Source organism: Sphingobacterium sp. LZ7M1, assembly GCF_024296865.1.
Lineage (GTDB): Bacteria > Bacteroidota > Bacteroidia > Sphingobacteriales > Sphingobacteriaceae > Sphingobacterium.
Genome location: NZ_CP101134.1, coordinates 596482 through 623243 on the forward strand (window position 1 = coordinate 596482; position 26762 = coordinate 623243).

23 protein-coding genes are annotated in these 26762 nt (G+C 39.5%); 9 read left to right on the forward strand and 14 right to left on the reverse strand.

Translation table 11 applies throughout. From position 1 onward, the window contains the following. Position 1: 1 nt before the first annotated feature. Together NMK93_RS02530 and NMK93_RS02535 are read right to left on the reverse strand one after the other, a co-directional pair. Complete coding sequence (locus NMK93_RS02530; protein ID WP_185215955.1) at positions 2 to 835, reverse strand: protein-glutamate O-methyltransferase CheR; 834 nt, start codon at positions 833 to 835, stop codon at positions 2 to 4. Then, a complete protein-coding gene (locus tag NMK93_RS02535) occupies positions 823 to 4248 on the reverse strand; it encodes a response regulator (RefSeq protein ID WP_254526463.1) in 3426 nt (1141 codons plus the stop codon). Before NMK93_RS02535 ends, NMK93_RS02530 begins: the two co-directional genes overlap by 13 nt. Before the next feature lie 534 nt (positions 4249 to 4782). On the opposite strand from NMK93_RS02535, the gene floA reads away from it, so the two are divergent. From floA to NMK93_RS02550, 3 genes are all read left to right on the forward strand, one after another. Continuing rightward, complete coding sequence (gene floA / locus NMK93_RS02540; RefSeq protein ID WP_185211185.1) at positions 4783 to 5760, forward strand: flotillin-like protein FloA; 978 nt, start codon at positions 4783 to 4785, stop codon at positions 5758 to 5760. Positions 5761 to 6141: 381 nt separating this feature from the next. Beyond that, positions 6142 to 6660, forward strand: a complete 519-nt coding sequence (locus tag NMK93_RS02545; RefSeq protein ID WP_254526462.1) for an HAD family hydrolase — start codon at positions 6142 to 6144, stop codon at positions 6658 to 6660. Beyond that, positions 6660 to 7256, forward strand: a complete 597-nt coding sequence (locus tag NMK93_RS02550; protein ID WP_254526461.1) for a Maf family nucleotide pyrophosphatase — start codon at positions 6660 to 6662, stop codon at positions 7254 to 7256. The genes NMK93_RS02545 and NMK93_RS02550 overlap by 1 nt, the downstream gene beginning before the upstream one ends. Before the next feature lie 68 nt (positions 7257 to 7324). Here the strand turns inward: NMK93_RS02550 and NMK93_RS02555 are convergent, their stop codons facing one another. The 10 genes from NMK93_RS02555 to NMK93_RS02600 all read right to left on the reverse strand — a co-directional run bounded on the left by NMK93_RS02555 (position 7325) and on the right by NMK93_RS02600 (position 17657). After that, the gene (locus NMK93_RS02555) at positions 7325 to 9982 is read right to left on the reverse strand and encodes a TonB-dependent receptor (protein ID WP_254526460.1); all 2658 of its coding nucleotides are present in this window, start codon (positions 9980 to 9982) and stop codon (positions 7325 to 7327) included. Between the two features lie 59 nt (positions 9983 to 10041). Next, positions 10042 to 10494 (reverse strand): hypothetical protein, encoded by a 453-nt coding sequence (locus NMK93_RS02560; RefSeq protein ID WP_254526459.1) that lies wholly within the window; start codon positions 10492 to 10494, stop codon positions 10042 to 10044. Between the two features lie 273 nt (positions 10495 to 10767). After that, on the reverse strand, positions 10768 to 11526 hold the full coding sequence (gene trpA, locus NMK93_RS02565) for a tryptophan synthase subunit alpha (RefSeq protein WP_254526458.1): 759 nt from the start codon (positions 11524 to 11526) through the stop codon (positions 10768 to 10770). Between the two features lies 1 nt (position 11527). Continuing rightward, positions 11528 to 12712 carry a tryptophan synthase subunit beta gene (gene trpB / locus NMK93_RS02570; protein WP_254526457.1) on the reverse strand — a complete coding sequence of 395 codons (1185 nt, stop codon included), beginning with the start codon at positions 12710 to 12712 and terminating at the stop codon, positions 11528 to 11530. After that, positions 12690 to 13331 (reverse strand): phosphoribosylanthranilate isomerase, encoded by a 642-nt coding sequence (locus NMK93_RS02575; protein ID WP_254526456.1) that lies wholly within the window; start codon positions 13329 to 13331, stop codon positions 12690 to 12692. Before NMK93_RS02575 ends, trpB begins: the two co-directional genes overlap by 23 nt. Next, the gene (trpD, locus tag NMK93_RS02580) at positions 13324 to 14313 is read right to left on the reverse strand and encodes an anthranilate phosphoribosyltransferase (protein WP_254526455.1); all 990 of its coding nucleotides are present in this window, start codon (positions 14311 to 14313) and stop codon (positions 13324 to 13326) included. Before trpD ends, NMK93_RS02575 begins: the two co-directional genes overlap by 8 nt. Positions 14314 to 14518: 205 nt before the next feature. Next, positions 14519 to 14992 (reverse strand): hypothetical protein, encoded by a 474-nt coding sequence (locus tag NMK93_RS02585; protein ID WP_254526454.1) that lies wholly within the window; start codon positions 14990 to 14992, stop codon positions 14519 to 14521. Positions 14993 to 15122: 130 nt separating this feature from the next. After that, entirely contained in the window at positions 15123 to 15344 is a 222-nt protein-coding gene (locus tag NMK93_RS02590) for a DUF2795 domain-containing protein (protein WP_002996718.1), read from the reverse strand. 135 nt (positions 15345 to 15479) lie between these two features. Beyond that, positions 15480 to 16217 carry a 1-acyl-sn-glycerol-3-phosphate acyltransferase gene (locus NMK93_RS02595; RefSeq protein WP_254526453.1) on the reverse strand — a complete coding sequence of 246 codons (738 nt, stop codon included), beginning with the start codon at positions 16215 to 16217 and terminating at the stop codon, positions 15480 to 15482. A 69-nt stretch (positions 16218 to 16286) separates the two neighbouring features. Next, a complete protein-coding gene (locus tag NMK93_RS02600) occupies positions 16287 to 17657 on the reverse strand; it encodes a dipeptidase (RefSeq protein WP_185211166.1) in 1371 nt (456 codons plus the stop codon). Positions 17658 to 17878: 221 nt separating this feature from the next. Between NMK93_RS02600 and NMK93_RS02605 the strand changes: the two genes are divergently transcribed. Together NMK93_RS02605 and NMK93_RS02610 are read left to right on the forward strand one after the other, a co-directional pair. Further along, a complete protein-coding gene (locus NMK93_RS02605; protein WP_254526452.1) occupies positions 17879 to 20665 on the forward strand; it encodes an outer membrane beta-barrel protein in 2787 nt (928 codons plus the stop codon). An 8-nt stretch (positions 20666 to 20673) separates the two neighbouring features. Continuing rightward, positions 20674 to 21459, forward strand: a complete 786-nt coding sequence (locus NMK93_RS02610; protein ID WP_185211162.1) for a GLPGLI family protein — start codon at positions 20674 to 20676, stop codon at positions 21457 to 21459. 305 nt (positions 21460 to 21764) lie between these two features. Here NMK93_RS02610 and NMK93_RS02615 read toward each other — a convergent pair whose 3' ends face one another. Beyond that, positions 21765 to 21944, reverse strand: a complete 180-nt coding sequence (locus tag NMK93_RS02615; protein WP_185211160.1) for a histone H1 — start codon at positions 21942 to 21944, stop codon at positions 21765 to 21767. A 127-nt stretch (positions 21945 to 22071) separates the two neighbouring features. Further along, positions 22072 to 24210, reverse strand: coding sequence for a S46 family peptidase (locus NMK93_RS02620; RefSeq protein WP_254526451.1), 2139 nt, complete (start codon positions 24208 to 24210; stop codon positions 22072 to 22074). A gap of 111 nt (positions 24211 to 24321) precedes the next feature. Here NMK93_RS02620 and NMK93_RS02625 point away from each other — a divergent pair, with 111 nt between their 5' ends. From NMK93_RS02625 to NMK93_RS02640, 4 genes are read left to right on the forward strand one after another with little or no spacing between them, the layout of a single operon-like run. Further along, on the forward strand, positions 24322 to 25653 hold the full coding sequence (locus tag NMK93_RS02625) for a DEAD/DEAH box helicase (RefSeq protein ID WP_254526930.1): 1332 nt from the start codon (positions 24322 to 24324) through the stop codon (positions 25651 to 25653). Then, a complete protein-coding gene (locus NMK93_RS02630; RefSeq protein WP_185211156.1) occupies positions 25650 to 25892 on the forward strand; it encodes a hypothetical protein in 243 nt (80 codons plus the stop codon). Before NMK93_RS02625 ends, NMK93_RS02630 begins: the two co-directional genes overlap by 4 nt. A gap of 2 nt (positions 25893 to 25894) precedes the next feature. Then, the gene (gene gldC, locus NMK93_RS02635; RefSeq protein ID WP_185211155.1) at positions 25895 to 26245 is read left to right on the forward strand and encodes a gliding motility protein GldC; all 351 of its coding nucleotides are present in this window, start codon (positions 25895 to 25897) and stop codon (positions 26243 to 26245) included. A gap of 49 nt (positions 26246 to 26294) precedes the next feature. Further along, positions 26295 to 26705 carry an EVE domain-containing protein gene (locus tag NMK93_RS02640; RefSeq protein WP_185211152.1) on the forward strand — a complete coding sequence of 137 codons (411 nt, stop codon included), beginning with the start codon at positions 26295 to 26297 and terminating at the stop codon, positions 26703 to 26705. Positions 26706 to 26762: the final 57 nt, after the last annotated feature.

Below are 26762 nucleotides of genomic sequence, written 5' to 3' on the forward strand. Positions count from 1 at the left end.
TCTATTTTATTTTTTGATAGATGTTGTACTCCTTGTCGATGACCTTAAAATTATCCATAATCTCATGCCTCATTAAAGTCTCTTTTGTACCTAGGCATAAAAATCCAAACAGTGCCAAGGATTGGTAAAATAGGTTGATGACATGTTCCTGAAGTTTGAGATCAAAATAAATCAGTACATTTCTGCACGTTATTAATTGGAACTCATTAAAGACTTGATCGGTTGCCAGGTTATGGGTTGAGAACAGGATGTTTTGCCTCAGGTCATGGTTAATGATCGCTGCATCATATCTTGCCGTATAATAGTTGGAAAGACTTTCTGTTGAGTTGTATGCATTGAAGTTGTCAGAATATTCCTTGAATTTATTGATGGGATAGATCCCTTTTTTGGCAACTTCGAGCACTTTACTGTTGATGTCGGTTCCATAAATAAAAGCACGGTCACTTAGATTGTTTTCCTTTAACAGAATGGCCAGGGAATAAACCTCTTCACCGGTTGAACAACCTGCACTCCATATTTTTATCCTAGGGAAAGTCTGTAAGTAGGGGATGATATCCTTGTTGAGTTTGTTGAAGAATCCAGGGTCCCGAAACATTTCAGTCACATTTACCGTGACTTCCTGTATGAAATATTGCTGGAATCCCTCAACGTTGACCAATGCATTCTTTAAATCCACCATATCCATGTCCTCCAGGTTCATGATACGTTGGATTCTGCGTTTCAATGAAGAGCGAGTATATCCGGACAGATCAAAATCTGACACATTCTTCAATAGAAAGACAATTTCTTCTACTTCTGAAAAACTCAATTCATTGGAATCTCTTAACTCAGCCATACTTGCATTAATGATACTAATTTATCAAGGTCGATGGGTTTGCTCACATAATCGTTTGCTCCCAATTCAATGGATTTTTCCCGATCTCCCTTCATTGCCTTCGCCGTAACGGCGATAATAGGCAGGTCTTTAAATTTCTTGTTTTTCCTGATTTCTTGGATGGCCTCATAACCATCCATCTCTGGCATCATGATATCCATCAGGACGATGTCCACTTCCTTTTGCTCATCGTTAATGATGTTTAAAGCTTCCAGGCCGTTGTTGGCAATCTCAATCTGCATGTTATATTGCTGTAGCGATGAGGTCAATGCAAATACATTTCGCATATCGTCATCTGCTATTAGCACCGTTTTATGATCCAATGTGCTTGTTCCATAATTTTCTTTAGGACCAATCTTCTCTGGATGCTTGATCGGATTATATGCCGGAGCAGATAGCTTGTTTAAGAAAAGGTTTACCTCATCGATCAATCTATTGTTGGATTTACTTGATTTTAATACCATAGATTGTGTATGGCGCATGATTCTTTCGGTCTGCTCTGAGCTCAAATCATATGCTGTATTGATGATGACCGGAAGTTTCTCAAATTTTGGATTCGATTTGATGACATCCAACATCTCAAGACCGCTACCATCAGGCAGTTTCACGTCCAAGATGATACAGTCCAGATTCTTTTCCTGTTCAAGTTTTTTCAATCCTGATTCTACCGTGAAGGCTTGGATTACATTGATGTTCTGTTCAGCAAAAGCCTTTTTGATCAGGTCACTTTGGAATTCCTGATCTTCGATCAATAGGATCTTCTTAAGGTCCTTATTGATGTTGAGTTTAATGTTTTCAAAGGCTACTCCAATGCTTTCTCCAGTAACCGGTTTTGCCATAAAGCCTATAGCGCCACTTTCAAGGAAATCTTTCTTGTTGAAATTAGCTGCAGACATCATGTGGATCGGGATATGCTTGGTCGTCTCGTTTGCCTTTAAGGTTTTCAGGACTTCCCAGCCATCAGCCAATGGAAGCATCACATCCAGAATAATAGCATCAGGAATATTTTCCTTGGCCATCTGGATACCTGCAACACCATCATAGGCATTTAAGACATTGAAGCCAAATTCTAGAGCAAATTCCTTCAGGATATCCGCAAAATTAACATCGTCTTCAATGATCAGGATAGATTTCTTCTCTCTTACGACCTCCGCAATTGGTCCAGGTTCTACGACAGCTGCGGGTTTTGCTGCTGCTGTTTCCTTAATTGCTGGCGGAGTTGTTTTTATGGCTGCTTCTTTCGCAGGAGCTGCGTCTTTATATTCCGTAAATGGAATGATCAAGGTGAATTTACTTCCTTTTCCAGATTCACTTTCCAAGGTAATTCGACCGCCTAATAAAGAGGAAATCTCCTTCGAAATCGACAAGCCCAGACCTGTTCCACCATATTTGCGGCTTGTAGATCCATCTTCCTGACGGAAAGCTTCGAATATCAAAGCTTGTTTGTCTTCTGAGATCCCTTTTCCATTATCGGAAACCGCAAAATGTAAGTTTCCAGATTGTTTGATGATCTGCAGATTGATCTCTCCATTATGATCCGTGAATTTGAATGCATTGGAAAGGAAGTTCTTTAATACTTGTTCCAAGCGGTATTCATCGGAAATAAATTGTTCCGGCGCCTTTTTAATATCGATATTAAATCGGATAGACTTTTCTTTTGCCACCTCTTTAAATAGGGATTCAAGATTTGCAGCAAAATGTTTGCTATTGATGCTGTCCTTGTGGATCTCTACTTTCCCGGATTCAATTTTCGCTAGGTCTAAGAGTTCATTGATCAATTGCAGTAGGTCCGAACCCGCATTATGAATTACAGAGGCATATTTGACCTGTTCTTCACTTAGGTTGCTATGTTTGTTGTCCTGCAACAACTTGGCAAGGATCAAGATACTATTGAGTGGAGTCCTTAGTTCGTGGCTCATATTGGCCATAAACTCGGATTTATATTTACTTGCCTGCTCTACTTCCGTGATTTTCTGTTCTACGACAGTATGGGCATGATTAAGGTCGTTATTGCGCTTTTCAAGCTCTGCAGCTTTTTCGTTAAGCTCTTTATTGGCTTGAGAAAGTTCTTCCTGCTGTACCCGAAGCTCTTCTTCGGAAGCTTCCAATAGATTGGTCTTATAAACCAGTTCTTCATTGGTTATTCTCAATTCTTCCTGTTGAGCTTCTAATTCTTCCGTTTGTCTTTGGGTTTCTTCAAGCAGGCCTTCAACTAAGGCATGGCTTTGACGGCTATGTAAAGCTGAACCTATAGAACGGCTAGTTCGGGTTAGGTAGTTGATGATGTTTTCTTTCTTGGAATCTGGAAAGGATCCGATGATCTCTATCAGGGCGATGCAATAATCTTCATATACCACTGGGAATAAAATCACGTCGGCTTCAATGGATTTGATTACCCCGGTTTTTATCTTGCTATTGCTGACGTCAATCGAGGATAGAATCTGCGGTTTTTTAGATTCTACGACCGATCCCAAAATCCCTTCGCCATGACGGAATATCTCAATTTTATCTTTTGGGTCTAGGCCTTTTGAGTCACGTATCCTGAATTCATAGGAGTCGATCTTTCGGACATAAAATGCCCCAGCAAAAGAATTGGTCACTTCCGAGATCACATTCAGTGAAGTTTTGGCAATTTCAGATTCCGTAGAAACGCCTGAGATGTTATTATGGAGTTTGGAGGAATTGGTAAGCACCCAATTGACACTTTCCAGTTCTTCAGAGGTTTTGGTCAAGTTGTGGTTTAATTCCTTTTCCTTTCTTGTATTTCTGCGCAGGTATTCAAGAATACGCAGCGTTTGGATGAAAGCAAAGAATATACCTAATAGGGATAGGATACCAAAAACGGCGGTATACACCCTTGTACTAGCAAGTTCTTTGGATTTTTTATCAGTGAGCTTTTTCCTGGCTTCAATCACATCATTTGTGAAGGAATTTCTAGCCTGATTTATTATCGTTTGTTCATTGGCTAGGGACTTAAAGATTTCGTCAGTTGACTCGGTGTTGAAATCGTGTTCGTTAGCACTAATGGAAGCCGTTATAGCTTTAATATGTTCCACAGACTTTGGTGGAGTCTGGTACAGCTCATTTGGACGTTCGATCTGTAAAATCAAGCCATGGATTTCATCTTCTAGTTGTTCCACTGTCAGGGGATCTGCACTTTTTTCCAGGTTCTTGTATTTGGAGAGTTTCTGGATATCAAGTTCCCATTCTTGGATGTTGTAGAATTGTTTTTGCGCCAGTTCTATATAACCGTTAATGGTCTCTGAATACTCGCGTTGTTTGTTCAGGAAATACCAATAGGAGAATATTATGATTAGATTAGCGACAATAATGCTGACTATAAATTGCCACTTTAATTGACTAAACTTATTCATGTTAGAATAGAATGTTAACTTTAAATTTCATAAGTATAAATTTCATTATCCAGCACAGAGATGTAAATAATGTTCTTCTAATTAAAACTTGAAACCACAATCAAGAGAAGTGATTAAATCGCGTTAGTTTTTAGAAAATTATGACAAAGGTAATGAACTAAATAAGAATCATTAGCACCATATATCTGTTTTATACTTAGTAACACTTGTTTTTCCATAATTTACTTGGTCCAATTCTATAAAATTGTCGAAATAATAAAATCTAAATTAATGATTTAAATTTTAATTTTGTCGGTATAAAAAATTAATAATTAGCGTTTTAAGAATGAATTCTGTATTAAAAAATATCGAAATCATTCCTTTTACCAATCGGTTGCTTGGTGTAACACCTAAATTTAAAAATAGTTTTTTATTGTTTATTAATTTTTTATAACCTTTTTTCGTTGAAATATCATGGATATTGAGGTAAAGCTAACATGTTCGGAATATTTTTTTATCTTTAAGAAGTCAGAAACAATATTAATCTAAAAATTAATGGATTCACCGATTCAATTAGTTCTAATCATTACTGGGTCAGTAATAGCTATTTTTTTCCTGTTGTATTTGTTGCCAGTAAATCTTTGGTTTACGGCCCAATTGTCGAATGTAAAGATCAGTCTTTTGAATTTAGTACTGATGAGATTGCGTAAGGTTCCACCATCCTTGGTGACCAATGCCATGATTACCTCGACTAAAGCCGGCTTGAAAATTACTTCCAATGAGATCGAAACCCACTATTTAGCGGGAGGAAATGTAAATAAAGTAATCAAGGCACTGATTTCTGCGGATAAAGCAAATATTCCTTTGGATTTTAAGTTGGCCACAGCCATTGACCTTGCGGGACGTGATGTTTTTGATGCGGTACAGCTTTCCGTAAATCCTCAGGTTATCAATACGCCTCCAGTTGCAGCCGTCGCAAAAGATGGTATTCAGTTGATTGCGAAGGCAAGGGTTACCGTTCGTGCAAATATCAATCAATTGGTCGGGGGTGCTGGTGAAGAAACCATTCTTGCCCGTGTCGGTGAAGGTATTGTGACAACAATTGGTTCCTCTGCCAACCATAAGGAGGTTTTGGAAAATCCAGACCGTATTTCAAAAACTGTTCTTTCCAAGGGATTGGATTCCGGAACGGCCTTTGAAATCTTATCCATTGATATTGCAGACATCGATATTGGTGAAAACGTAGGTGCGAAACTTCAGACCGATCAGGCCGAGGCAGACCTAAAAGTTGCTAATGCAAGAGCCGAAGAACGTAGAGCGATGGCTGTTGCAACCGAACAGGAAATGCGTGCGAAAGCTCAGGAAGCCAAGGCTAAGGTAATCGAAGCTGAATCGCAAGTTCCAATGGCTATGGCTGAAGCATTCAGAAATGGCAACTTGGGTATAATGGACTACTATAAAATGCAAAATATCCAAGCAGATACCGATATGAGAACATCTATAGCGAAGCCGCAAGGACCTGATAAAAAATAAATTATCTCAATCAATAAGAAAAGCCATGATTAAGAAAGTTTAGCGCTTTCTGAAATCATGGCTTTTTTTATGGAATTATGAAGGTTTATAAACGAAAAAACCCTGACGATGGGCGCCAGGGTTTGATACTAACCAATTATAAACCTAAATTATGAAAAGACAATTTTAATATAAATTCTACTTATCCTTCGAATTATGAAACAAAGGTACGGTGAGAATTAACATTTACAAAGAAATGTCAATAAAAAGTTTCCCTTGCAACCATTTTCTGACAATACCGTGATTTATCTGTTGCAACAAATAAAACTTTGGCGTAAATGAATTAACAATTCAAAATTTTGGTCTATAAAAAATATTTACTTTTGGAAATATCAATTGATTATGGTGCTTAAGAAATTTGCTGCAATCAAAGCAGTTGTTTTAGATGTTGACGGGGTCCTGACGGATGGCCGACTTTTGGTTACAGAAGCGGGTGAACAGTTGCGTTCTTTTTTTGTGAAAGATGGCTATGCCATGCAATTGGCAATTAAAATGGGTTTAGATATTTGGGTGATATCAGGTGGAAATTCCGAGGGTGTCAGAAAGAGATTGGAAGGTCTGGGTATTCAAGAGATACATTTAGGTGTAAGAAATAAAATGGATGTCATGACCCAACTTACCGAAAAACACGAATTGCAAATGGAGGATTTGATGTACGTAGGAGATGACATGCCAGATTATGAGGTAATGCAGGTAGTGGGAATCGCTGTCTGTCCTAGTGATGCCGTGGAGGATATCAAGACCATCTCGCATTACATGTCACCGAAAAAAGGAGGGGAAGGAGTTGTCCGTGATGTCTTGGAGAAAATATTGAAATTGAAAGGTCGTTGGGGCGTACAGACAGAAATAAAGAGTGTTTAATGATAGTCCAAGAAAAATTAAAAGCGATCCCAATCATCTTGGGTTCTAAATCACCCCGAAGAAAGGAGCTATTGAAGTCCATGGATATAGATTTCACGGTAGAGGTTCGGGAAACCGATGAATCCTTTGATGAAACCTTGTCTCCTGAAGAGGTCGTTCAACATATTGCAGAAGCAAAATTGGCGGCATTCCATGAACCTTCATTATATGATAAGTTAATTATTTGCGCTGATACCATTGTCGTAGATCATTTGTCTGCTGTAATAGGGAAGCCAAAGGATGCCGAAGAGGCTGTAGAGGTAATTACTGGCCTAAGCGGCAAGGAACATTTGGTCTTTACTGCAGTTGCCATGGCTTATCAAGGCGAGACAAGATCATTTGTTGAGGCGACGAAGGTATGGTTCAACAAATTGGAGAAAGAGGAAATCAATTATTATGTTAAAAACTATCAGCCCATGGATAAGGCAGGCTCTTACGGCATTCAAGAATGGATAGGCAGAATTGGTATTGAGAGAATTGAAGGTTCTTATGAAAATGTGATCGGATTGCCTACGGCCAGGTTGCAAAAGGAACTCAAGGAAATGTTTGCTGTATAAATCTAGCTTTAGATATTAAAATAAAGGGCGGAAAATTAATTTTCCGCCCCATTTATTTACATTTACCCTTACTTAATATGATATCTAATTCCTGTGTAGAACATTCTACCGGTCATAGGTCCCCAAAGCATGTTTGTGTCAAAATGTTGACCAAATGGTTGGTCAAACGCCAAGATTGGATCTTTTTGATAGAAGTTGCTTAAGTTTTCCCCACCGATATAAATATCAAAATTTTTGTTCTTGCCCAATGTTTTGCTCACCTGAGCATTCATGGTTACATAGGCATCAGATTGACTTGCCAATTGATATTCTACTGGATTACTGCTGGTATTAGGCAATCTTTTTTTGCCCACTACGTTCAGCGTATAGTCAAAATGCCAGCCTGAATGGGTATTGTAGGCTAGGTTCATGAATCCACGGTGCTTAGCAGTCAACGGTTTCTGTAGCTTTCCTGATTTATATTCTGTTTCCACATCGAGCATACGGTAAGCCATTCTGGCTTCGAAGTGTGGAGCGGGCATAAATCTGAATTCAGCCTGTAAGCTATTGGAGTATGATTTCCCGTCTAAGTTATAGAATGATACTTCACGGGGGTTTTCAAAATCAACGACTACTTGATTTTGGAAGTTGTTATGGAATAGTTCCACGGACACGCCAGATTCCCTTCCGAAAAGCTGGAAGCTTTGGTCAACAGTAAATCCTGTATTCCAAGATACTTCTGGTTTAAGTCCATAGGCATGTTCGCCACTAGCAAGGTTTGCCAATCCGTTGATAGCCCTGCTTGAGGCAAAGATACCTAGGTTTTCGGCAAAGATATTGGCAGTACGCTGTCCGCGACCTGAGCTTAAGCGGAGGGTAGTTCCCAGGATTGGCTCATAACGCAAAACTGCTCTTGGCGTAGTAAACCAACCATATAGATTGTTGTAATCCTGACGGATTCCCAATACAGCATCAAACTTTTCGCTAGGGCTGAAGGTGTATTCTGCAAATACGCCAGTTACAGCCTCTTTACGGCCAAAATTGTAGGCATAGTCATTGTTGGAATTTTCGCGTTTCAGATCTTCATCATAGTGGTCATATTGAACAGAAGCTCCAACCTTATATTTGTGGGATACATCGCCGATGATATCCTGGAACAATAGGTTTGCATAATAGGAGTTTTGTTCATTATCGTAGGTGTTCAATCCAAAGAAACTTTCTTGTTTATATTGACTTGCAGATAATTGAAGCCCGATACTACGGTGTTTGTTTGTCGGGAATACATAGCCCAATTTACCAAAACCTTCAATTCTTTGGTTTTTGAATCCTAGACCATATTTATTGGTCGTCAATTTATCAGTATTCTCGTTGAATTCAATCTGTCCACCAATTCTATCATCGTGAAGGAATTTCACGCCGAACTGGGCAATGATTCCTTTGCCGTTTTCGAAATGCCAACGGTTTACACCTGAGAATAGGTTTCCTACTGGAATATCACGGAAGCCATTGTCACTGAAGTTCATTTTCTTGTTGTACATGAAGTTATCATGCAGCAATAGTCCAACAGACCATTTCTCATTGATATGATGCGAAAGGTTTAGATTGACATCGGTACGGCCCATATTGTTGGCGTAGGCATTAAAAAATAACTTCTCGCTGTTATGGGGTTTCTTCAGTTCAACGTTGATTTGGCCAGCCATGTTTTCAAATCCATTGGCCACTGAACCAATGCCTTTGCTGATATTGATGGCTTCGATCCAAGTTCCGGCAATACTGTTCAATCCTAAGGGTGAAGCGAAGCCTCTAGGTCCTGGTAGACCTTCAACGGTAAGTTGGGTATAGATACCAGCAAGTCCTAGCATTTGGATCTGTTTACTGCCCGTTACGGCATCGCTGCTTACTACATCCACGGAAGCATTCGTCTCAAAGCTTTCACTTAGATCACAACATGCCGCCTTGAAAAGTTCTTTCGCCGTGATAGTCTCTACACGGTTTGGGGTCAATTTAGAAATGTAATTGGATTTCTGTCTTCTAGTGACCACGATTTCCTGTAAAGTGTTGTTCTTTGCCTGTACAACGAGGACTTCATGTAGGTTTTTTACCTCGATGGTATCCCCCTGCATACTGGCATGTGAGATCACTAACTTTCTATAAGGCTTCTGGTGCATGATTTTGAAAACGCCATTTTCATTGGTCTTAACCTTTTTGCTCGGGTTGTCCAACCAGAAAATGGTAACTTCGGTAATAGGGGTCAAATCCCCTTTTTCACTTTCATTAACTACGACTCCAGTAACCTCATGGTCATGGTCGTGGTTATGTCCGCCATCGTCATCGTGATTGTGTTCTTGGCCTTCCTCATGCTGATGGCCTTCCTCCGCATGGTCATGGTCGTGGTCATGCTCCTGCTCTGCATCCATTCTAGGGTACAGACAGCATTCATGTAATTCTTCATAGGTTGCATCCGGTGCACGGAATTCTTTGGTGTCATGACCGGCTTCAGCGATTCCCTGTTTAATTTTATCTAAGGAATTTTTGCTGGAATCATAGGTTACAGTAGCAATACCAGTACTGCTATCCCATTCAATGGATTTTGCGCCGGCATCTTTGCCCGCAGTCTCGATCCGTTTCTTACACATGGCACAATTGCCAGAAACTTCAAATTTCTCGGTGTTAATATTGTTTTGGGCGAACAGTCCTGTGCCCACAGCTATAAAAATAAATACTAATAAATATCTAAATAAGTGCATAGTTCATCGTAATTAATAAAAATTCAAAAAGTCTAGATTGATTTTGAAAGTTTATTTAATCAAATGATGAATGTGCAGTTGAGAAGGTATACAGAATGGGATTCCGCGAATAGAGCGGGTTTGAAAGGATTGGGTTCTTCGGGTTTATCTTCAATGATTTGTACCCAATGATTGATAATCCAAGGGATCAATACGATAGCCGGAGAAAAGTCGAAAGTACTGCCAAATAGCATTTTTGAACGCAATTGATCACTTTCGGTAGTCAATTCTAAATTTACTTTGGAATCTTGACAGGTATGGTCATCTTCACATTGGCTGTTGGTTTCCATATCATCAGCATGATCGTGGTCTTGGTGCAAATTGCTGCACATAGGGCAACTGTCATGTGATACTTTGGATTCCTCAAGAACCGAGAACATGGTACTTTTTCCACAATGGTGCATATGGATAGTAGCCCCTGTACTGCATACAGAATAAATCAATAGTAAGCATATGGCTACAATTTTTCTCATGTCGGTTTCAAATATAGGAAACTAACACTGAATATGTGGATAATTAATTGTAATTTTTTCTTGTCAAAAGAATTCACACTAATTATATTCGAATTGACTTATTACTTTATAAACCTTTGACTTATGGAAACTTTAGCTGCACATCCAAATCTGTTGTATTTAGGCTTGGTAAGCCTAGTATCAGCAGGAATCTTGGTAATTTTCCTATTCAACAAAATTCTGAGAAGAGTTAATTAAATAAAAAACCTGATTCAACTGAATCAGGTTTTTTTTCTATCCTTTAATGGAGGAAATGAAATCTGGTATTTTCTCCAAGTAGTTTTCCTCTGTCAATAACTTGACAAATGCAGTTCCTACAATGGCGCCATTGGCATATTTTGTAGCTTTTTGAAAGGTGTCCTTATTGTGGATCCCAAAACCTATCACGACAGGGTTCTCTAGCTCCATATCTTTAATCCTCTGGAAATAGCTTTCTGATTGTTCCTGAACATTTAATTTTGTTCCAGTGGTTGCATTCGAAGAAAGGAGATAAATAAAGTTTGTCGAAAGAGAGTCGATTTTTCTAATTCTGTCGGCAGATGTCTGTGGGGTTACCAAAAAGACATTGCTCACTTGGTTCTCTTCAAATACTCCTTGGTACAGCTCTTCATATTCATACATTGGAAGGTCAGGGATGATCGTGCCGTTCACTCCGACCTCCTTGCAGGCTTTACAGAAGTTCTCTACGCCATATTGAAGGACGGGATTCACATAACCCATTAGAAATACTGGGATACTGACTCTTTTTCGTAGATCCTTCAATTGTTCGAACAAAACCTTTAAGGTCATGCCGTTTTCCAGTGCTACTTCTGAACTATGTTGGATGGTAGGTCCATCGGCAACCGGATCCGAGTAGGGGAATCCAATTTCAAGGAAATCCGCACCTGCTTTTTCCAGTGCTTCTGCAATATCAAGGGTGCTGTCCAGCGTTGGGTAGCCAGCGGTAAAATATATAGATAGCAATCCTTTTGCCTGTTTGTTAATCTTTATCATGTTATAAACCGAAATATTTCATGTAATTGTCCAAATCCTTGTCGCCACGTCCAGAAAGACAGATGACCACAGTTTCGTCTCCTTTAAAGTTCATTTTTTCTAGGTGAGCCAATGCATGCGAACTTTCTATAGCCGGAATGATACCTTCTAATTTTGTCAATTGTAGTCCTGCCTGCATGGCTTCATCATCTGTCGCACTCACATAGGAGCCGCGACCGGATTTGAAAAGCCAAGCATGTTGGGGGCCAATTCCTGGATAGTCCAGTCCGGCCGAGATGGAATAAGGTTCGATGACTTGGCCATGTTCCGTTTGCATCAGAATCGAACGGCTGCCATGTAGTACCCCTTCATTTCCTAAAACCGTGGTCGCGGCGGATTCTCCACTGTCTACACCATGGCCAGCAGCTTCAACAGCAATTAATTGTACATCTTCATCATCTAAAAAGTGATAAAACATGCCTGCTGCATTTGACCCGCCACCTACGCAGGCCATAACAATATCTGGTGTTTCCTTGCCTGTTTTTTCTAATAATTGTTTTTTGGTTTCTTCCGAAATAATGGACTGAAACCTTGCCACCATATCTGGATAAGGATGTGGTCCTACCACGGAGCCGATGATGTAATGCGTGTCGACAGGGTTGTTTATCCAATCTCTCAAAGCTTCATTGGTAGCATCTTTCAGGGTTTTGCTCCCTGATGTGGCAGCTACTACTTTTGCACCCATCATCTTCATTCGGGCTACATTGGGAGCCTGTCTTTGGATATCGATCTCGCCCATATAAACCACACATTCCAAGCCTTTCAGGGCACATACGGTAGCCGTGGCCACACCGTGCTGCCCAGCGCCAGTTTCTGCAATGATACGCTTCTTGCCTAGTTTCTCGGCAAGCAAGATCTGTCCGATGGTATTGTTGATCTTGTGCGCTCCTGTATGGTTCAGGTCTTCACGTTTCAAAAATATTTTGGCATTGTATTTTTCCGAAAGACGTTGAGCATGATATAGGGGAGAGGGTCTGCCTACATAATCACGTAATAAGTATTCAAATTCTTCCTTGAAAGAAGGGTCTTCCATTATTTGCAAGTATTGGTTTTGCAATTCTTCGACATTTGGATAAAGCATTTCAGGAATATAGGCCCCGCCGAATGGTCCATAGTATCCTTTATTATTTACTTGATATTTGCTCATTTCTGATGGTTTTCAATGCTAATATTAATTTTTCTATATCTTTTAGGCCAGGTTCGATTTCAAATTTTGAATTGAGATCCAGGCCGATCAGTTTCAAGTCTTCAAAGTTTACGGCTTCCTGTAAGTTTTCCAAAGATAGCCCGCCACTTAAGAAATAGGGCGTATCGTAGGGGTACTCTTTTAGTTTTTGCCAATTGAAGGTAACTCCAGTGCCGCCATAAGCTGGGCTCTTGCTGTCAAATAGGAAGTAATCGACCTGCCCAATATATGGTTCCAATTGTTTCCAATCAAAGTCTTCATCAATTCCAAAGGCTTTGATGACTTCCAAGCCTTTGGCCTTTAATGCTGCAGCAAGCTCAACTGGTTCAAGTCCATGTAGTTGGATGCTGTTCAGGTTGAATCTTTCAGTCGCATCCATGATTTCGGCAAAGTCGGAATTTACAAAAACCCCTGTTTTTTTGATGTCATTTGCCATGGAAATATTGACCAGGTCTCCAACATATCGTGCTGATTTCTTATAGAAGATATGCCCAATATACTGGATAGGAAGCTCAAGGAGTTGCAAAATGTTTTGCTCTTCCTTCATCCCACAGACCTTTACTAATAGTTCCCTAGCCATTTATCAAAGTTTTAAAGCTTTTCAAGGCCTTGTGACCCAATAGGGACTCTTCTGCCTCGTAATAACAGTCTGCAAAGCTTTTTTCTGGATGGAAGGTTTTTATTCCAAAAGCTGCATTGGTCAAGACGACATTGTTCTGGATGTCATTTCCTTCACCCTCGATAATCTGTTTGAATATCTTTGCCGCATCTTCGATGGATTCACCACCTGCAAGATCTTGTGGAGCTACTGCCGTAAAGCCAAGCTCTTCCACCGTATAATAGTTCTCCCCTTGATTATTGATAACCTTGAAGTCGCCCGTCAAGGAAATTTCATCATAACCATCCATGGCATGCATGATGCTGTATTGTTTGTCGGTGTTTTGATAGAGGTATGCATAGAGCCTAGCTAATTCCAAACTAAATACTCCAACCGATTGGAATTTCGGGTTTGCAGGATTGGTCAATGGTCCCAACATATTGAAAAAGGTCTTCACCGCTAAAGCTTTGCGGATTGGCGCTACGGTTTTCATCGCTGGGTGAAACAATGGGGCATGTAGGAAACAGATGTTGGCTGTTTCTAATTGTTTCTTTAGAACATCTTTGTCAGCAGTAAATATATAGCCCAAGTACTCCATAACGTTGGAGGATCCGCAACTGGATGATACGCCTACATTGCCATGTTTGGCAACATGGTAACCAGCGCCTGCCACCACAAATGAGGCAAGTGTGGAAATATTGAAGGTGTTTTTTCCATCACCCCCGGTTCCGCACATATCAATCAGGTCAAAACCATTGAAGTCTACTTTATTGCAAAGGTCATACATCGCGTCTCGGAAACCGCCTAGCTCCTCCACTCGGATACTGCGCATTCCATAGATGGTCATAAAGGCAGCAATCTGATGGGTATCGTATTTTCCAGTTGCAATGTTCGTCAGGATATCGTAAGCCTCTTTTCTGCTGAAGGACTTGTATTCAAATAGATGCGCTAAAATTTCTTTCATATTTTTTTCAATAAAAAAGGGCTTGCCGAAAAGGCAAGCCCACTATTATTTAGTTCTTTAATTCAACCAATAGGTGTCTGCCACAACATTATTTGTTGTGCCACCACCAAGCTGTATTGAATTGTACTGTTTTCATCGTTAGTTCAACAAATATCCAAGATGTTTTTGAGAATTGCAAGAAATCCTTTCAAAAAATGATTTTTTGTTAATAAGTGACAAAGTGAGCCATTTCATTCCCTTTGGATACCAAAGTAAATGATCCGATTTTATCCCCTTCTACGTAGACGCTGGTAACCAGTCTGTTCTTGTAATAAACGAAGAACATATTATCTACATCCAGATCTTCTGGATCGATATCACGAACCTCCTTACGAGGAAGTTCAGCGTAGTTTTTGATTTCTATCTGTTCAATATTTTTACTGTTTAGGTTCAGTCTGATTTCTTCCAAACTGACTTCTAAATAGTCATATAGTTCATCGGAAGGTTCATTCACGATGACCCATTTGCTCAGGATGACATCCAAAGCGATTTCATTATCATTTAGGTCGTAGATGAAGTCTGTTGCGATATCCCTGCTATTGACAGCATATTCTTCGGTTCGATCATCTCCATGTTCAAACTGTGCGAAGCTGATCGTTGGGCTGAGAAAAAGCAAGAAATATAGTAAGTAATGTTTCATTCAGTAAATTTTATTGTCGTTCTATGGACATAAAAAATGCAGAAAGGATTAATTTGTTTGGAGGTTTGCAACATATAATCCCCATGATATTAAAAAAGCGCCCTTCTTCAAGGCGCTTTCTATACCGATTTTAATATTCGTCTTCGTTGAAAAAGAAATCATCTTTTGTTGGATAATCTGGCCAGATTTCCTCAATGTTTTCATAAGGTTCACCATCATCTTCCAACGCCTGAAGATTCTCAATTACTTCAACTGGTGCTCCAGAGCGAATCGCATAATCAATTAATTCGTCTTTTGTCGCTGGCCATGGAGCGTCTTCTAAATGAGAAGCTAATTCAAGTGTCCAATACATATCTCTTTAATTAAGTTTCACGTTTTCGCAAAAATAATATTTAATTTAACTAATGCAAGGAAATTATCTTTAATTCTTTGTTAACAGGTGTATTTCTCAGAAAATCAACGTTTTAAAATGAAACATTTCTTAAAATCAACTCCCTTGATTCCATACTTTTTTCATTTTTTCATAGACTTCTATTTCAATAGAGTCATATTTTTGACTTGAACTGTTGTCATATGTAATCGGTTTGAGTACCGATATTTTTATGACGCCTGGTTTTGAACCAAATCTTCCGCCATCATCCCATAAGATCTCCCATGCATTATGGATGACAACAGGGAGTATTGGAATGTTGTTCTCAATGGCCATTTTAAAGGCGCCAGCCTTAAATTTATGCAATACCGGGGGGAACTCTTCATCAATCTTCCCTTCTGGAAAGATAACAACCGATTTACCCTCATGTAGCAGTTCAGTGGCTCTTTTGAACGCCTTGAAAGCTGAAATCTTGCTCTGACGGTTGACAGGGATGTCGATCGATTTAAAGAAAATACGTGTGACGGGATTCTTTAACAATTCAACCTTTCCAATAAAAGAAAATTCCTGCGGACAAAGGTAGGTGAGTGCTGTAATATCTAATATAGAGGTATGGTTAGGGCAGATGATGTAGGGTTTGCTCCAGTCGATTGCTTCCTCATATTCTATTTTGAACCTGATGCCTACTAAATGGACACTTAAGATGGAAATCCATTTCCTAAACCAAACAATGGAGGAGTAATTTTTATTGGGGTTCTTAGAAAGGAAATATAAAAAAGGAAAACATATTGAAAAGAAAAAAAGGACGGATATGAAATATAATAACCTATGTATTTTCTTTAAAAATATTAACATATCTTCCTTAAACGTCTTTTCTGATGGTATAAAAATATAAAAAGCTTCACAATCGTGAAGCTTTTTATTTTATTTACTTAGTTCAGCATAATATTTATGGAACAATGGAATAGTTTCAATTCCTTTTAAATAGTTTTCAATACCGTACTTTTCATTTGGAGAGTGCAGGTTATCTGAATCCAATCCAAAGCCTAAAAGCACTGTTTTGATGCCCAATTCTTTTTCAAATAGGGCAACGATTGGGATAGATCCACCACCTCTTGTCGGGATAGGTTTTTTATTAAATGTTTCTTCCAATGCTTTTTCAGCAGCTTTATATGCGATGCTATCAGTAGGAGTAACTACTGGTTCACCACCATGGTGGGGTTTAACCTCTACTTTTACAGATTTAGGAGCGATCTTTTCAAAATGTTCTTTGAACAATTTAGTGATACGCTCTGAGTTTTGATTAGGGACCAAACGCATAGAGATCTTTGCGAAAGCTTTTGAAGGCAATACGGTCTTTGCTCCTTCACCAATGTAACCACCCCAGATACCGTTTACTTCCAAAGTCGGACGGATACCAGTACGTTCGATAGTAGTAAACCCTTTCTCACCCCATAATTCTTGAACACCTAAATCATTTTCGTATTCCTGAACATCAAAAGGCGCTTCGTTCAAAGCTTTTCTTTCTGCATCAGTCAACTCCAATACATCATCATAGAAACCTGGAATCGCGATGTGGTTGTTTTCATCATGCAACGAAGCGATCATCTTTGAAAGAATGGTCGCAGGGTTAGCTACAGCACCACCATACACACCAGAGTGAAGGTCGCGGTTAGGACCAGTAACTTCAACTTCAACGTATGAAAGACCACGCAATCCTGTTTCCAATGAAGGATTTTCAAGACTGATCATGGACGTGTCCGAAATAACGATTACATCAGCTTTAAGGCGTTCTTTGTTTGCATTGACAAAGATGCCCAGATTTGCAGAACCTACTTCTTCCTCTCCTTCGATCATGAATTTAACATTACATGCCAATTCATTTTCTTTCATCATATATTCAAAAGCTTTAACGTGCATATAGAACTGCCCTTTGTCGTCAGCAGCACCACGAGCGTAGATTTTACCGTCTCGAACAGTTGGCTCAAATGGAGGAGTTTCCCAAAGTTCAATTGGGTCTGCCGGTTGCACATCATAATGTCCATAAACCAAAACTGTCGGTAAACTTGGGTCGATGATCTTCTCCCCATATACGATTGGATAGCCTGCAGTTGGACAAATCTCAACGTTGTCTGCACCAGCATCCTTAAGTTTTTGAGCTACAAATTGTGCGGTATTGATTACACCTTCCTTGAACTGTGGGTCAGCACTAACTGATGGAAAGCGCAATAATTCAAATAATTCTTCTAAGAAGCGATCTTTGTTTGCTTCTACATAGTCTTTGATTTTTTGCATTTCAAAAGTGTTTTTACAAAGGTAATGAAATAAATTTTACAAGAGCTGTAACTTTTTCTTTCTCCCGACGACATATGTTTACATAGATTTTCAATAAATGAAATCTCGTTTTTTAAAGCATTGTGTTAAATGATTGTTAAAGATCTTTTAGTTTTCTGTTATTTCTCACAATAGTGATAATTTAGTGCTGCCTTTATTTGATTTGAAACTTTAACTTTTTTATGAAACCACTAACCAAAGTAATCTTAAGCCTATTTCTCGGTTTATTTTCACTTGCAAGTTTTGCCCAAACTAAAATTACGGGTACTGTCGTTGATGAAACGGACAAGACGAAGCTTATCAATGCGACCGTCATGCTTTTGCAGGCGAAAGATTCCATCCTCGTAGACTTTACGAGAGCAAATCAAGAGGGCAAATTCTCCCTCAACAATCCTGATACCACGGATTATTTAGTCATCATCAGCTATCCAAAGTTTGGTGACTTCTTTGAAACTATCAGCAAAGGTTCTGGAGACAAGAATCTTGGTGAAGTCACTATGCAAAGTGCGGCCAACCTGATTGAAGAAGTGTTAATTACTGGTAAGATCCCCGTTGTCATTAAGGGAGATACCGTAGAATATGATGCATCCAGTTTCGTAACTGAAAAGAATGCAAAGGTAGAAGACCTGCTAAAGGTGCTCCCTGGTATTTCAGTCGATGCATCGGGTAAGATTACTGCCCAAGGAAAGACCGTTGAAAAGGTGCTTGTCGATGGGGAAGAGTTTTTTGGAGATGACCCTAAATTGGTAACCCGTAATATCCGATCGGATATGGTGGATAAGGTTCAGGTCTTCGAGAAAAAATCTGAAGAAGCTGAACGTACGGGTGTTGACGATGGAACCCGCGTTCAAACCATTAACGTGAAATTAAAAGAAGATGCCAAGAACGGTATGTTCGGCAAGCTTGAAGCTGGCGGAGGATTAGATGATAATTCTGGATATTATCTCGGTAAAGCAGCCATCAATAAATTCAAGGGTTCCCAAAAGATCTCTGCATACGGCATTACTTCCAACGATGGAACTACCGATCTAGATTGGCGCGAAGCTGAGAAGTTTGGTGTTGATAACGGAAATATGACCGTATTGGATGATGGTGGAATCATGATCTCTGGTGGTGGTGGATTCCTGAACAACACCAATAGGGGGCAACCAAAAGCCTTGACCGCTGGGGTTTCGTTTATGGATGCTTGGAAGGAAAAGAAACATAAGTTGAACCTGAACTATAAATATGGTATGGCTGAAAATGAAATCAATACCAATACCATTAGCCAAACTCCTTTGACGGAGGGTATCTCAAACTCTGAAACTGATAATGATGATATCTCCAAAAGTACAGGACATCGCCTGAACACTAAATACGATGTTAATATTGACTCCTTGACAACCCTGACCTTGCGTGTTGCTGCTTCAAAAATGAACAGTGAAAATAATACCCAGAGAAGAGGAAAGAGCTTTAAGAACGGCGAATTGCAATCGGAAGATGAACGTTCTCAAGATATCAATTCATCAAATGACAACTTCAACTATGATGCAAACTTCACAAGGAAATTTGCAAAAGAGGGACGTTCCATCAACTTGAAATTCACTGGAAACTTAGGTAAAACGGAGTCTGACATGATGTTGAACTCTTCATTGAAAAATGTTGTAGAAGGAACAGAGACCATTGTTGATCAGTTTAAAGACAATTCCAATAACTCCAATTCGATCATGGCCGCTGCAACTTATACAGAGCCATTTTCCAAGAAGATCAATATGGCTTTTGGTTATGAGTACACCAACTCGAAGGCTCACTCGATCAATAGTGCCTACAACAAGGATGCTTCTGGCAACTATACCGATTTCGATGAGGAATTCAGTAATGACTTTAACTTCAATACAGTTAGGAACGCAGCCAACATTTCATTCAATTATAAAGCCGATAAAATTGAGTTTAACTTAACCAATAACATCAGACATGATGATATGTTCCAAAAGAACAACTTGGCAGGAAATGAAATGAGTAGAGATTACCTTACTTACAACCCTAGAGCTCGTTTCAGATATAACTTCACCAAGGCTAAATCATTGAATTTATCTTACAACAGATCCAATTCATTGCCTTCTCTGTTCCAGATTCAACCTTTGAAACAGAACGAAGATCAGATGAACCAATATTTCGGTAATGAAAGTTTGAAACCATCCGTTTCCAACAATTATAACTTGAACTATTATTGGTATGATATGCTGAAAGGAAAGAATATCTACACCGGTATCGGTATGACACAGACCTTAAATGCAATCCAGACTGATGTTGTTATCCATCCTTCCCTGAAAAGAGATCTTTATTATGTCAATACCGATAAGGCAATGACCAATGGTTATATTTATGGAGGGTACTTCTTCGATCTGATCAAGAAAAAGCAGATTAAGATGAACTTAGGGTTGAATGCAAACCTAAATAACTATTACAACAAGATCAAAGACCTTTCTGATGTCAATAATCCAAAGGATTTTGAAGAAAACAAGAATATCAGCTACAGCTTCGGAACGGATATCGGTTTCCAAAAAAATACAACCAAAGGCTTTGATTTTTACCTGAATTTCTCTCCAGGTTATAGAGTGTTGAAAACCACCCTGAACCCTGAGTTGAACTCTGAAGGTTTCACTTTCGACTCTTACGGTAGATTTACTTACTACCTGCCAGCGAAGATCCAGTTGACCGGTGAGTTGAACTACGAGTATGAAGCGGCAACTAAATCATTGCCAACAGATTTCAGTAGGTTGAAGTTCAGTCCAGGTATTTCCAAGAAATTCATGAAAAATGAAAGTCTGATCGCATCGTTCTACGTGAATGACGTATTTAATCAAAACGTTGGATTTAGCAGAAGCCAGTCAGGACAAGCGATCACCCAACAGCGCTTTAACAATATCGCAAGATATTATATGCTGAAACTATCTTGGGAATTCACATCAATGAAAGGAGCTGAGTAATTATGAAAATGAAATATATATTATCGACAATACTTTTGGCCATCCTGAGCATGGGATTCGCCAATGCACAATATGCTTTCTTCCCTGAACAAGGAACCATTACTTATGACAAAACTGTTCACGTCAAGAATCTGATGCGTAGGCATATCCAAACCTTGAAAGATGGAGATTTCTCCAAGAAGTATTTTGAGGAAATGATGGCCAAAGTACCGGAGACAGCAGTATTAAATAAAAAACTATCCTTTAGTGGATCTGAATTCTCCGTGGAGCCTATTGAGAAGGACCAACCGCAAATGATTGCAAACCTTTTGCGTATGGGCCTTTTGGATTACGGTGCCAAGATTTATCAAAACATAGCAAAGAACGAATCCTTACAGACCATGGAAATGGGAGGCTCACAGATCAACATTAAGGACTCTCTGACGAACGTTAAGTGGAAGATAACAAATGAATACAGAAATATTGCTGGATACGATTGTAGACGAGCTAACGGCGTCACATTGGACTCTGTGTATGTAGTTGCCTTCTACACCGATCAGATTCCGACTGCCGGATCGCCTAGTACCCTGCATGGCTTACCAGGAATGATCCTAGGGTTGGTTGTTCCAGAACAGCATTTCAATATTTACGCCACAAAAGTGGAAATGCAAGCGACGACAGTTAACTCCAATATCTTTAAGAAGAAAGCTGATACCATGACCAGGCAACAGACCAAAGACCGCATGAAGGAAATCTTTGGCCGTTGGATGACCGACAAACAGTTCAACCTGATTATGGCAGCCATATTCTTATAGGATCATATTAAGATCTTATTTATTAAGCAATTCAAAATTAATGATGATGCAAAGAGCCGGGTTTATCCGGCTCTTTCGCTTTGAAAGAGTATTTAGTAGAAAGTATTTAGTATTTAGACCTATGTCCATCCCAAATTAGGGTTGACCTTCCTAAGGAGTCGTGATTCCTTTCAACTGGTATATGAATAATAATCTTGGTCTATCCTCCCATCCCTTGAATCCTGGTTCTAAAGAATACCCAAATCTTGGCGCAAAAAAAATCCCGGTCAGTACTGACCGGGATTTTTATGCTTTAATTCAACGAATTATTTCTTCTCGTTTTTCTTAGAAGTAACATCGTTACGAATTTCTTGAGCTAAAGTTTTGATCTCTTGTAACCCTTTACGAACGCGTGTTCCTGCAGCAGAGTTTCCGTTATTGAAGAATTTTTCTGCGTCAGCTTCGATTGAAGCTACTAGCTCTTTTAATTTAGTGTAGTTTTCCATTTTTTAATTAATATAATTTTAGTTTTTCTTAATTAATTCTCTAATATATCATAAATATACAAAAGGAATGCAAACAATGCGAATTTTAAAATGTTTTTTTGTGTTATAAACGCCTTTTTTGTGGCATCTACTCTACTATTTTCAATTCGTCGATGATGTTTTGAGCACCCGCAAACTTGTCAATTATGAAAAGAACGTATCGGATATCAACCGAAATAGTACGTTGCAATTTTGGATCAAAAATCACGTCTCCTGCCATTGCTTCAATGTTTCCATCAAAAGCCAAGCCAATTAATTCGCCATTTCCGTTTAAAACAGGTGATCCAGAGTTACCGCCGGTAATGTCTTGGTCACTTAAAAAGTTAACCGGTAGATAGCCAGCTTTATCTGCATAACGTCCAAAATCCTTATTTTCATATAGTTCCATTAACCTTTTTGGTAAATCGAACTCCTCATCTCCTGGTTTATATTTTGCAATGGTACCTTTCAATGTGGTGTAATAATTTTCTTTGGCATCATTCCTTTTGTCCTTAGGCAATGCTCTGATCGTTCCATAAGTCAAACGTAATGTTGAGTTAGCATCTGGATAGTATTTGCCATTAGGATCCATTTTTAATACTCCAGCGATGAATTTTCTGGATGCTGCCAAGAACTCATCATTCATCTTTTCAGCCTCCGGAGAAGTCTCACGGTATTTATCCATCAAAGATGAAGATAGTTTGTAAAGAGGGTCTGCATCAATCAGCTCTGCTTTAGGGTTTTTAAGGTATTCAGCCAATTTTGCCTGTGATCCAAAAATGCTGTTGTCAAAAGCTGTTTTGATATCCGATTGGAAGTTTCCGTTGTTCTTGTTTGCCATTTCACGAACATAAGGAGCGATTTCACCACCTTTTGCTGCGTATAGGTTCAATTCATCAGCCAATACATCAATTTCCAATGGCATATATGCTTTCTCATAGTTATCCGCGATAAATGCTTCCAAGCGTGGAGCCATTTCTTTGCGTTTAGCTTCGTTTTCTTGTGCATATTGTTTCAAACCATTGCCTAACGTAGCAGGGATTGCTGCGAAAGTCGAAGAACGTAACATACCGATCAGGTAATTGTCTTGTCTAGCCTTATCGTTTGTTTTCGCGTAGAAATCATTGATTACCGCTAGGACGTTGCCATATTGTTCCTTGTTTTCAGGACGGTTAGCCCATTTGTTGAATTTCTTCTCTTGCTTGCGTTTTGCCGCTGCGGTCTTGTGCTTTTTCAAGGCATCGATCATCCCTTGTCTATTTTTCCAGTAGTTTGCCACTCCAGAATATTTAGAAGCATAGTTTAATTTTACCGCTTGGTCTTTATCCATGTATTTTTTCATGGCATCCATACCTACTTTAGAAGCTTCAACCCATGCTGGATACGCATAATTAACGTTTTGGTCAATTCCTGCTGCATTCATCCAACGGTTTGTACGGCCTGGGTAACCTAAGATCATGGAGAAATCTCCATCTTGGAAACCTTTGATGCTTACTGGCAAGAATTTTTTAGGCTTCAACGGCACATTGTCTTTTGAATATTCAGCTGGGTTACCATCTTTATCCGCATAAACACGGAAGATAGAGAAATCACCTGTATGGCGAGGCCATTCCCAGTTGTCGGTATCACCTCCAAATTTACCGATGCTGCTTGGCGGAGTCCCTACCAAACGGACGTCCGTAAAGTCTTGGTAGACGAAGTAGTAATATTCATTTCCATTATAGAAAGGACGAACAGAAACAACATATTTACCGTTTTCGCTGTTTTCTTGTTGGATCTTGGCAATTTCTTGATTGATCACTTTTTCGCGTTCCTTTTCCGACATCTTATCGTTTACCAATCCTAGGATACGTTTAGAAACATCATCCATACGGACGAAGAAACGAACGTACAAAGATTTAGGCTTTAATTCCTCAGCATGGTTTTTAGCCCAAAATCCATTGGTAAGATAATCATGTTCTGGAGTAGATAATTCTGCGATAGCGCCATAACCACAGTGGTGGTTCGTGAATACCAATCCGCTTCCTGATACAATCTCTGCGGTACAACCGCCATTAAACTGCACGATTGCATCTTTCAAGCTGGAGTTATTGATGCTGTAAATTTCTTCGGCTGTGAGTTTTAAGCCTTTTTTTTGCATGTCAGCTTCGTTCAGACGCTTTAGGTGCATCAAGAACCACATGCCCTCATCCGCAAATGAGAAAGTGCCAACGAGCGTCAGCACACATAGTAATACTAGTTTTTTCATATCAACCTTTTTTGTGGTAGGACAAATTTGCTGGAATTTAGGCGCAAATCAAAATGATTTGTAAGGAAATCAGGCCACTGCATGTCCTTGGATTTAACTATCTTTGCCAAGATGGCGTCATTTGAAGACTTTAAATTTAATAAGCAGATCCTAAATGCAATAGCCGAAGCAGGCTATACAACCACGACTGAAATCCAAGAAAAGGCGATTACACCGATTCTAGCGGGGCAAGACGTGATGGGGATTGCGCAGACAGGGACCGGAAAAACTGCAGCATTTGTGCTGCCGATGCTCATGAAGCTGAAATATGCTCAAGGTAATGACCCAAGAGCATTGATTTTAAGCCCTACCCGAGAACTTGCTATGCAGATTGAAGAGCATATCAAGCAATTCTCCACTTACTTAGACTTAAGAACCGTTCTGTTATATGGTGGTTTGGGACCAAAAACCCAAAAGGAACTCCTTGCCAAAGGCTGTGATATCATTGTTGCTACTCCAGGCCGTTTCCTCGACCTCTATTTAGAAGGTGATATCAATGTCAAGAGCCTTAAATTCTTGGTCCTTGATGAAGCAGACAAGATGATGGACATGGGTTTTATTGGAAAAATCCACCGTGTCCTGGAAATCGTCCCTAGAAAAAGACAGAACCTTCTTTTCTCCGCAACCATGAGTGAACTCGTGCGTAAGATTGCAGGTGATTTCTTGGCATTCCCAACCGTTATCGAAGTAACTGAACAGGCAACTCCGGCACAAACTGTGACCCAGGAGCTGTATCATGTTCCCAACTTAAAGACGAAGATCAACTTATTGCAACATTTCTTCAAAGACGATGAAACCTTCAGTAGAATCATCGTTTTTACCAAGACTAAGGTGGTTGCTGATCGTATATATGCCTTCCTAGAACGTAAATATGGTCCTGAGGAGGTTCGCGTAATCCATGCAAACAAAGGCCAGAATACCCGCATCAATTCCATTAATGCCTTCAAAGAAGGTGAAGTTAGGATCTTGGTTGCTACGGATGTTGCTGCTCGCGGATTAGATGTATCGCAAGTGAGCCATGTGATCAATTTCGATGTTCCCATCGTTATCGAGGACTATGTACACCGTATCGGCAGAACAGGCCGTGCATTCCAGACAGGTGATGCCATTACCTTCTGTAATCCAGCCGAAGAGTATTATGTGGCAAAAATTGAAAAACTGATCAGACAGACCATTCCTGTGAAGGAATTGCCTGCGGATGTGGTTGTTGAAAAGACACCTTTCGACGAGAAACAGGATATCGCTAGGGAAATTGATAATCAGAAGAAAAAAGATAACCCCGATTTCAAAGGTGCATTCCACGAGAAAAAATATGCCATTAAGGCAAATAACTCAAAAAGACAGGCTCGTGGTAAAGCTAAGCCGGTAAAAAAGGGAAATAGTAAACCAAGCAAGAAAAGATGAAGTTAACCCCATTGAATATAACCTTGGCTTGTATCCTTGTATGGGCAATATCTGAAATGGGTTCGGTAGAAAAGCCATTGTTTTCATGGGCTTGGCTCCTTATCCTTTCTATCGTGCTCATCGTTGTGGATATCCTGTTCCGCTTATGGACCAAGAATACGCAACGCTTATGGATCATGCAGATAGGCTTTATTTTGGTGGTGGGTATCATTTCAATGTTAATAAAATTACAGTTTTAGATATGAAGAAAGCAGAAATCAAACTCCAGATCGAGTTAGATGATTCCAATGTTCCAGATTCCATCCAATGGAGTTCTACAGATGGGCAGAATACAGAAGAATTACCAGCAAAAGCTATGTTCTTAGCGCTATGGGATGCCCAGTATAAAAATTCATTAAGAATTGACCTTTGGACTAAAGATATGCCTTATGATGAAATGAAGCGTTTCTTCTATGAAACTTTGCAAACATTAGGCGACTCATTCCTAAGGTCTTCAGGTGGTGATCCAATGGCTGAGAAAATTATTGGCGATTTACGTGACTATTGTGCACACTACGCTGATAAAATGGAAATCTTGGAACAACAGAACTAATTGAATTTGGAATCTGCCAACAGGTTCGTTGGCTAATCAATATGCAGATATGAATTACTTTTTGGTGAAATCTGAACCATTTAAATACAGTTGGGAACAATTTAATAAAGATGGGGAGACCTTTTGGGATGGCGTACGCAACTATCAAGCTCGAAACAACCTAAAAGCGATGAAAAAAGGCGACCTCGTACTTTATTACCATAGCAATGAGGGTAAAGAAGTTGTAGGTTTGGCAAAAGTCGTGAAAGAATTCTACCAAGATCCAACCACAGAAGATGAACGTTGGGTAGTGGTGGATCTAGCTCCAGTGGAAACTTTCAAACATCCAGTTACCTTGGAAACAATCAAGGCAGATCCATTGCTTCAAGATATCGCATTGGTCAGACAAGGTAGGCTATCCGTGATGCCCCTTAAGGCTGAAGAGTTTGATCGGATCGTTCAACTCGGAAATGCTGACTAAAGACATTGAAACTCCCCAAACTGGGGAGTTTTTTTATTTTCTCATTATCTTTCCGCT

Bases quoted from the DNA above. Each gene is read 5' to 3' on its own strand.
- trpA (WP_254526458.1), bottom strand. From the start codon at position 11,526: ATGATAAAGATTAACAAACAGGCAAAAGGATTGCTATCTATATATTTT.
- NMK93_RS02530 (WP_185215955.1), bottom strand. From the start codon at position 835: ATGGCTGAGTTAAGAGATTCCAATGAATTGAGTTTTTCAGAAGTAGAA.
- NMK93_RS02585 (WP_254526454.1), bottom strand. From the start codon at position 14,992: ATGAAACATTACTTACTATATTTCTTGCTTTTTCTCAGCCCAACGATC.
- trpB (WP_254526457.1), bottom strand. From the start codon at position 12,712: ATGAGCAAATATCAAGTAAATAATAAAGGATACTATGGACCATTCGGC.
- NMK93_RS02545 (WP_254526462.1), top strand. From the start codon at position 6,142: ATGGTGCTTAAGAAATTTGCTGCAATCAAAGCAGTTGTTTTAGATGTT.
- NMK93_RS02590 (WP_002996718.1), bottom strand. From the start codon at position 15,344: ATGTATTGGACACTTGAATTAGCTTCTCATTTAGAAGACGCTCCATGG.
- NMK93_RS02535 (WP_254526463.1), bottom strand. From the start codon at position 4,248: ATGAATAAGTTTAGTCAATTAAAGTGGCAATTTATAGTCAGCATTATT.
- NMK93_RS02575 (WP_254526456.1), bottom strand. From the start codon at position 13,331: ATGGCTAGGGAACTATTAGTAAAGGTCTGTGGGATGAAGGAAGAGCAA.
- NMK93_RS02595 (WP_254526453.1), bottom strand. From the start codon at position 16,217: ATGTTAATATTTTTAAAGAAAATACATAGGTTATTATATTTCATATCC.
- NMK93_RS02550 (WP_254526461.1), top strand. From the start codon at position 6,660: ATGATAGTCCAAGAAAAATTAAAAGCGATCCCAATCATCTTGGGTTCT.
- gldC (WP_185211155.1), top strand. From the start codon at position 25,895: ATGAAGAAAGCAGAAATCAAACTCCAGATCGAGTTAGATGATTCCAAT.
- NMK93_RS02615 (WP_185211160.1), bottom strand. From the start codon at position 21,944: ATGGAAAACTACACTAAATTAAAAGAGCTAGTAGCTTCAATCGAAGCT.
- NMK93_RS02600 (WP_185211166.1), bottom strand. From the start codon at position 17,657: ATGCAAAAAATCAAAGACTATGTAGAAGCAAACAAAGATCGCTTCTTA.
- trpD (WP_254526455.1), bottom strand. From the start codon at position 14,313: ATGAAAGAAATTTTAGCGCATCTATTTGAATACAAGTCCTTCAGCAGA.
- NMK93_RS02555 (WP_254526460.1), bottom strand. From the start codon at position 9,982: ATGCACTTATTTAGATATTTATTAGTATTTATTTTTATAGCTGTGGGC.
- NMK93_RS02640 (WP_185211152.1), top strand. From the start codon at position 26,295: ATGAATTACTTTTTGGTGAAATCTGAACCATTTAAATACAGTTGGGAA.
- NMK93_RS02630 (WP_185211156.1), top strand. From the start codon at position 25,650: ATGAAGTTAACCCCATTGAATATAACCTTGGCTTGTATCCTTGTATGG.
- NMK93_RS02625 (WP_254526930.1), top strand. From the start codon at position 24,322: ATGGCGTCATTTGAAGACTTTAAATTTAATAAGCAGATCCTAAATGCA.
- NMK93_RS02610 (WP_185211162.1), top strand. From the start codon at position 20,674: ATGAAATATATATTATCGACAATACTTTTGGCCATCCTGAGCATGGGA.
- NMK93_RS02560 (WP_254526459.1), bottom strand. From the start codon at position 10,494: ATGAGAAAAATTGTAGCCATATGCTTACTATTGATTTATTCTGTATGC.
- NMK93_RS02620 (WP_254526451.1), bottom strand. From the start codon at position 24,210: ATGAAAAAACTAGTATTACTATGTGTGCTGACGCTCGTTGGCACTTTC.
- NMK93_RS02605 (WP_254526452.1), top strand. From the start codon at position 17,879: ATGAAACCACTAACCAAAGTAATCTTAAGCCTATTTCTCGGTTTATTT.
- floA (WP_185211185.1), top strand. From the start codon at position 4,783: ATGGATTCACCGATTCAATTAGTTCTAATCATTACTGGGTCAGTAATA.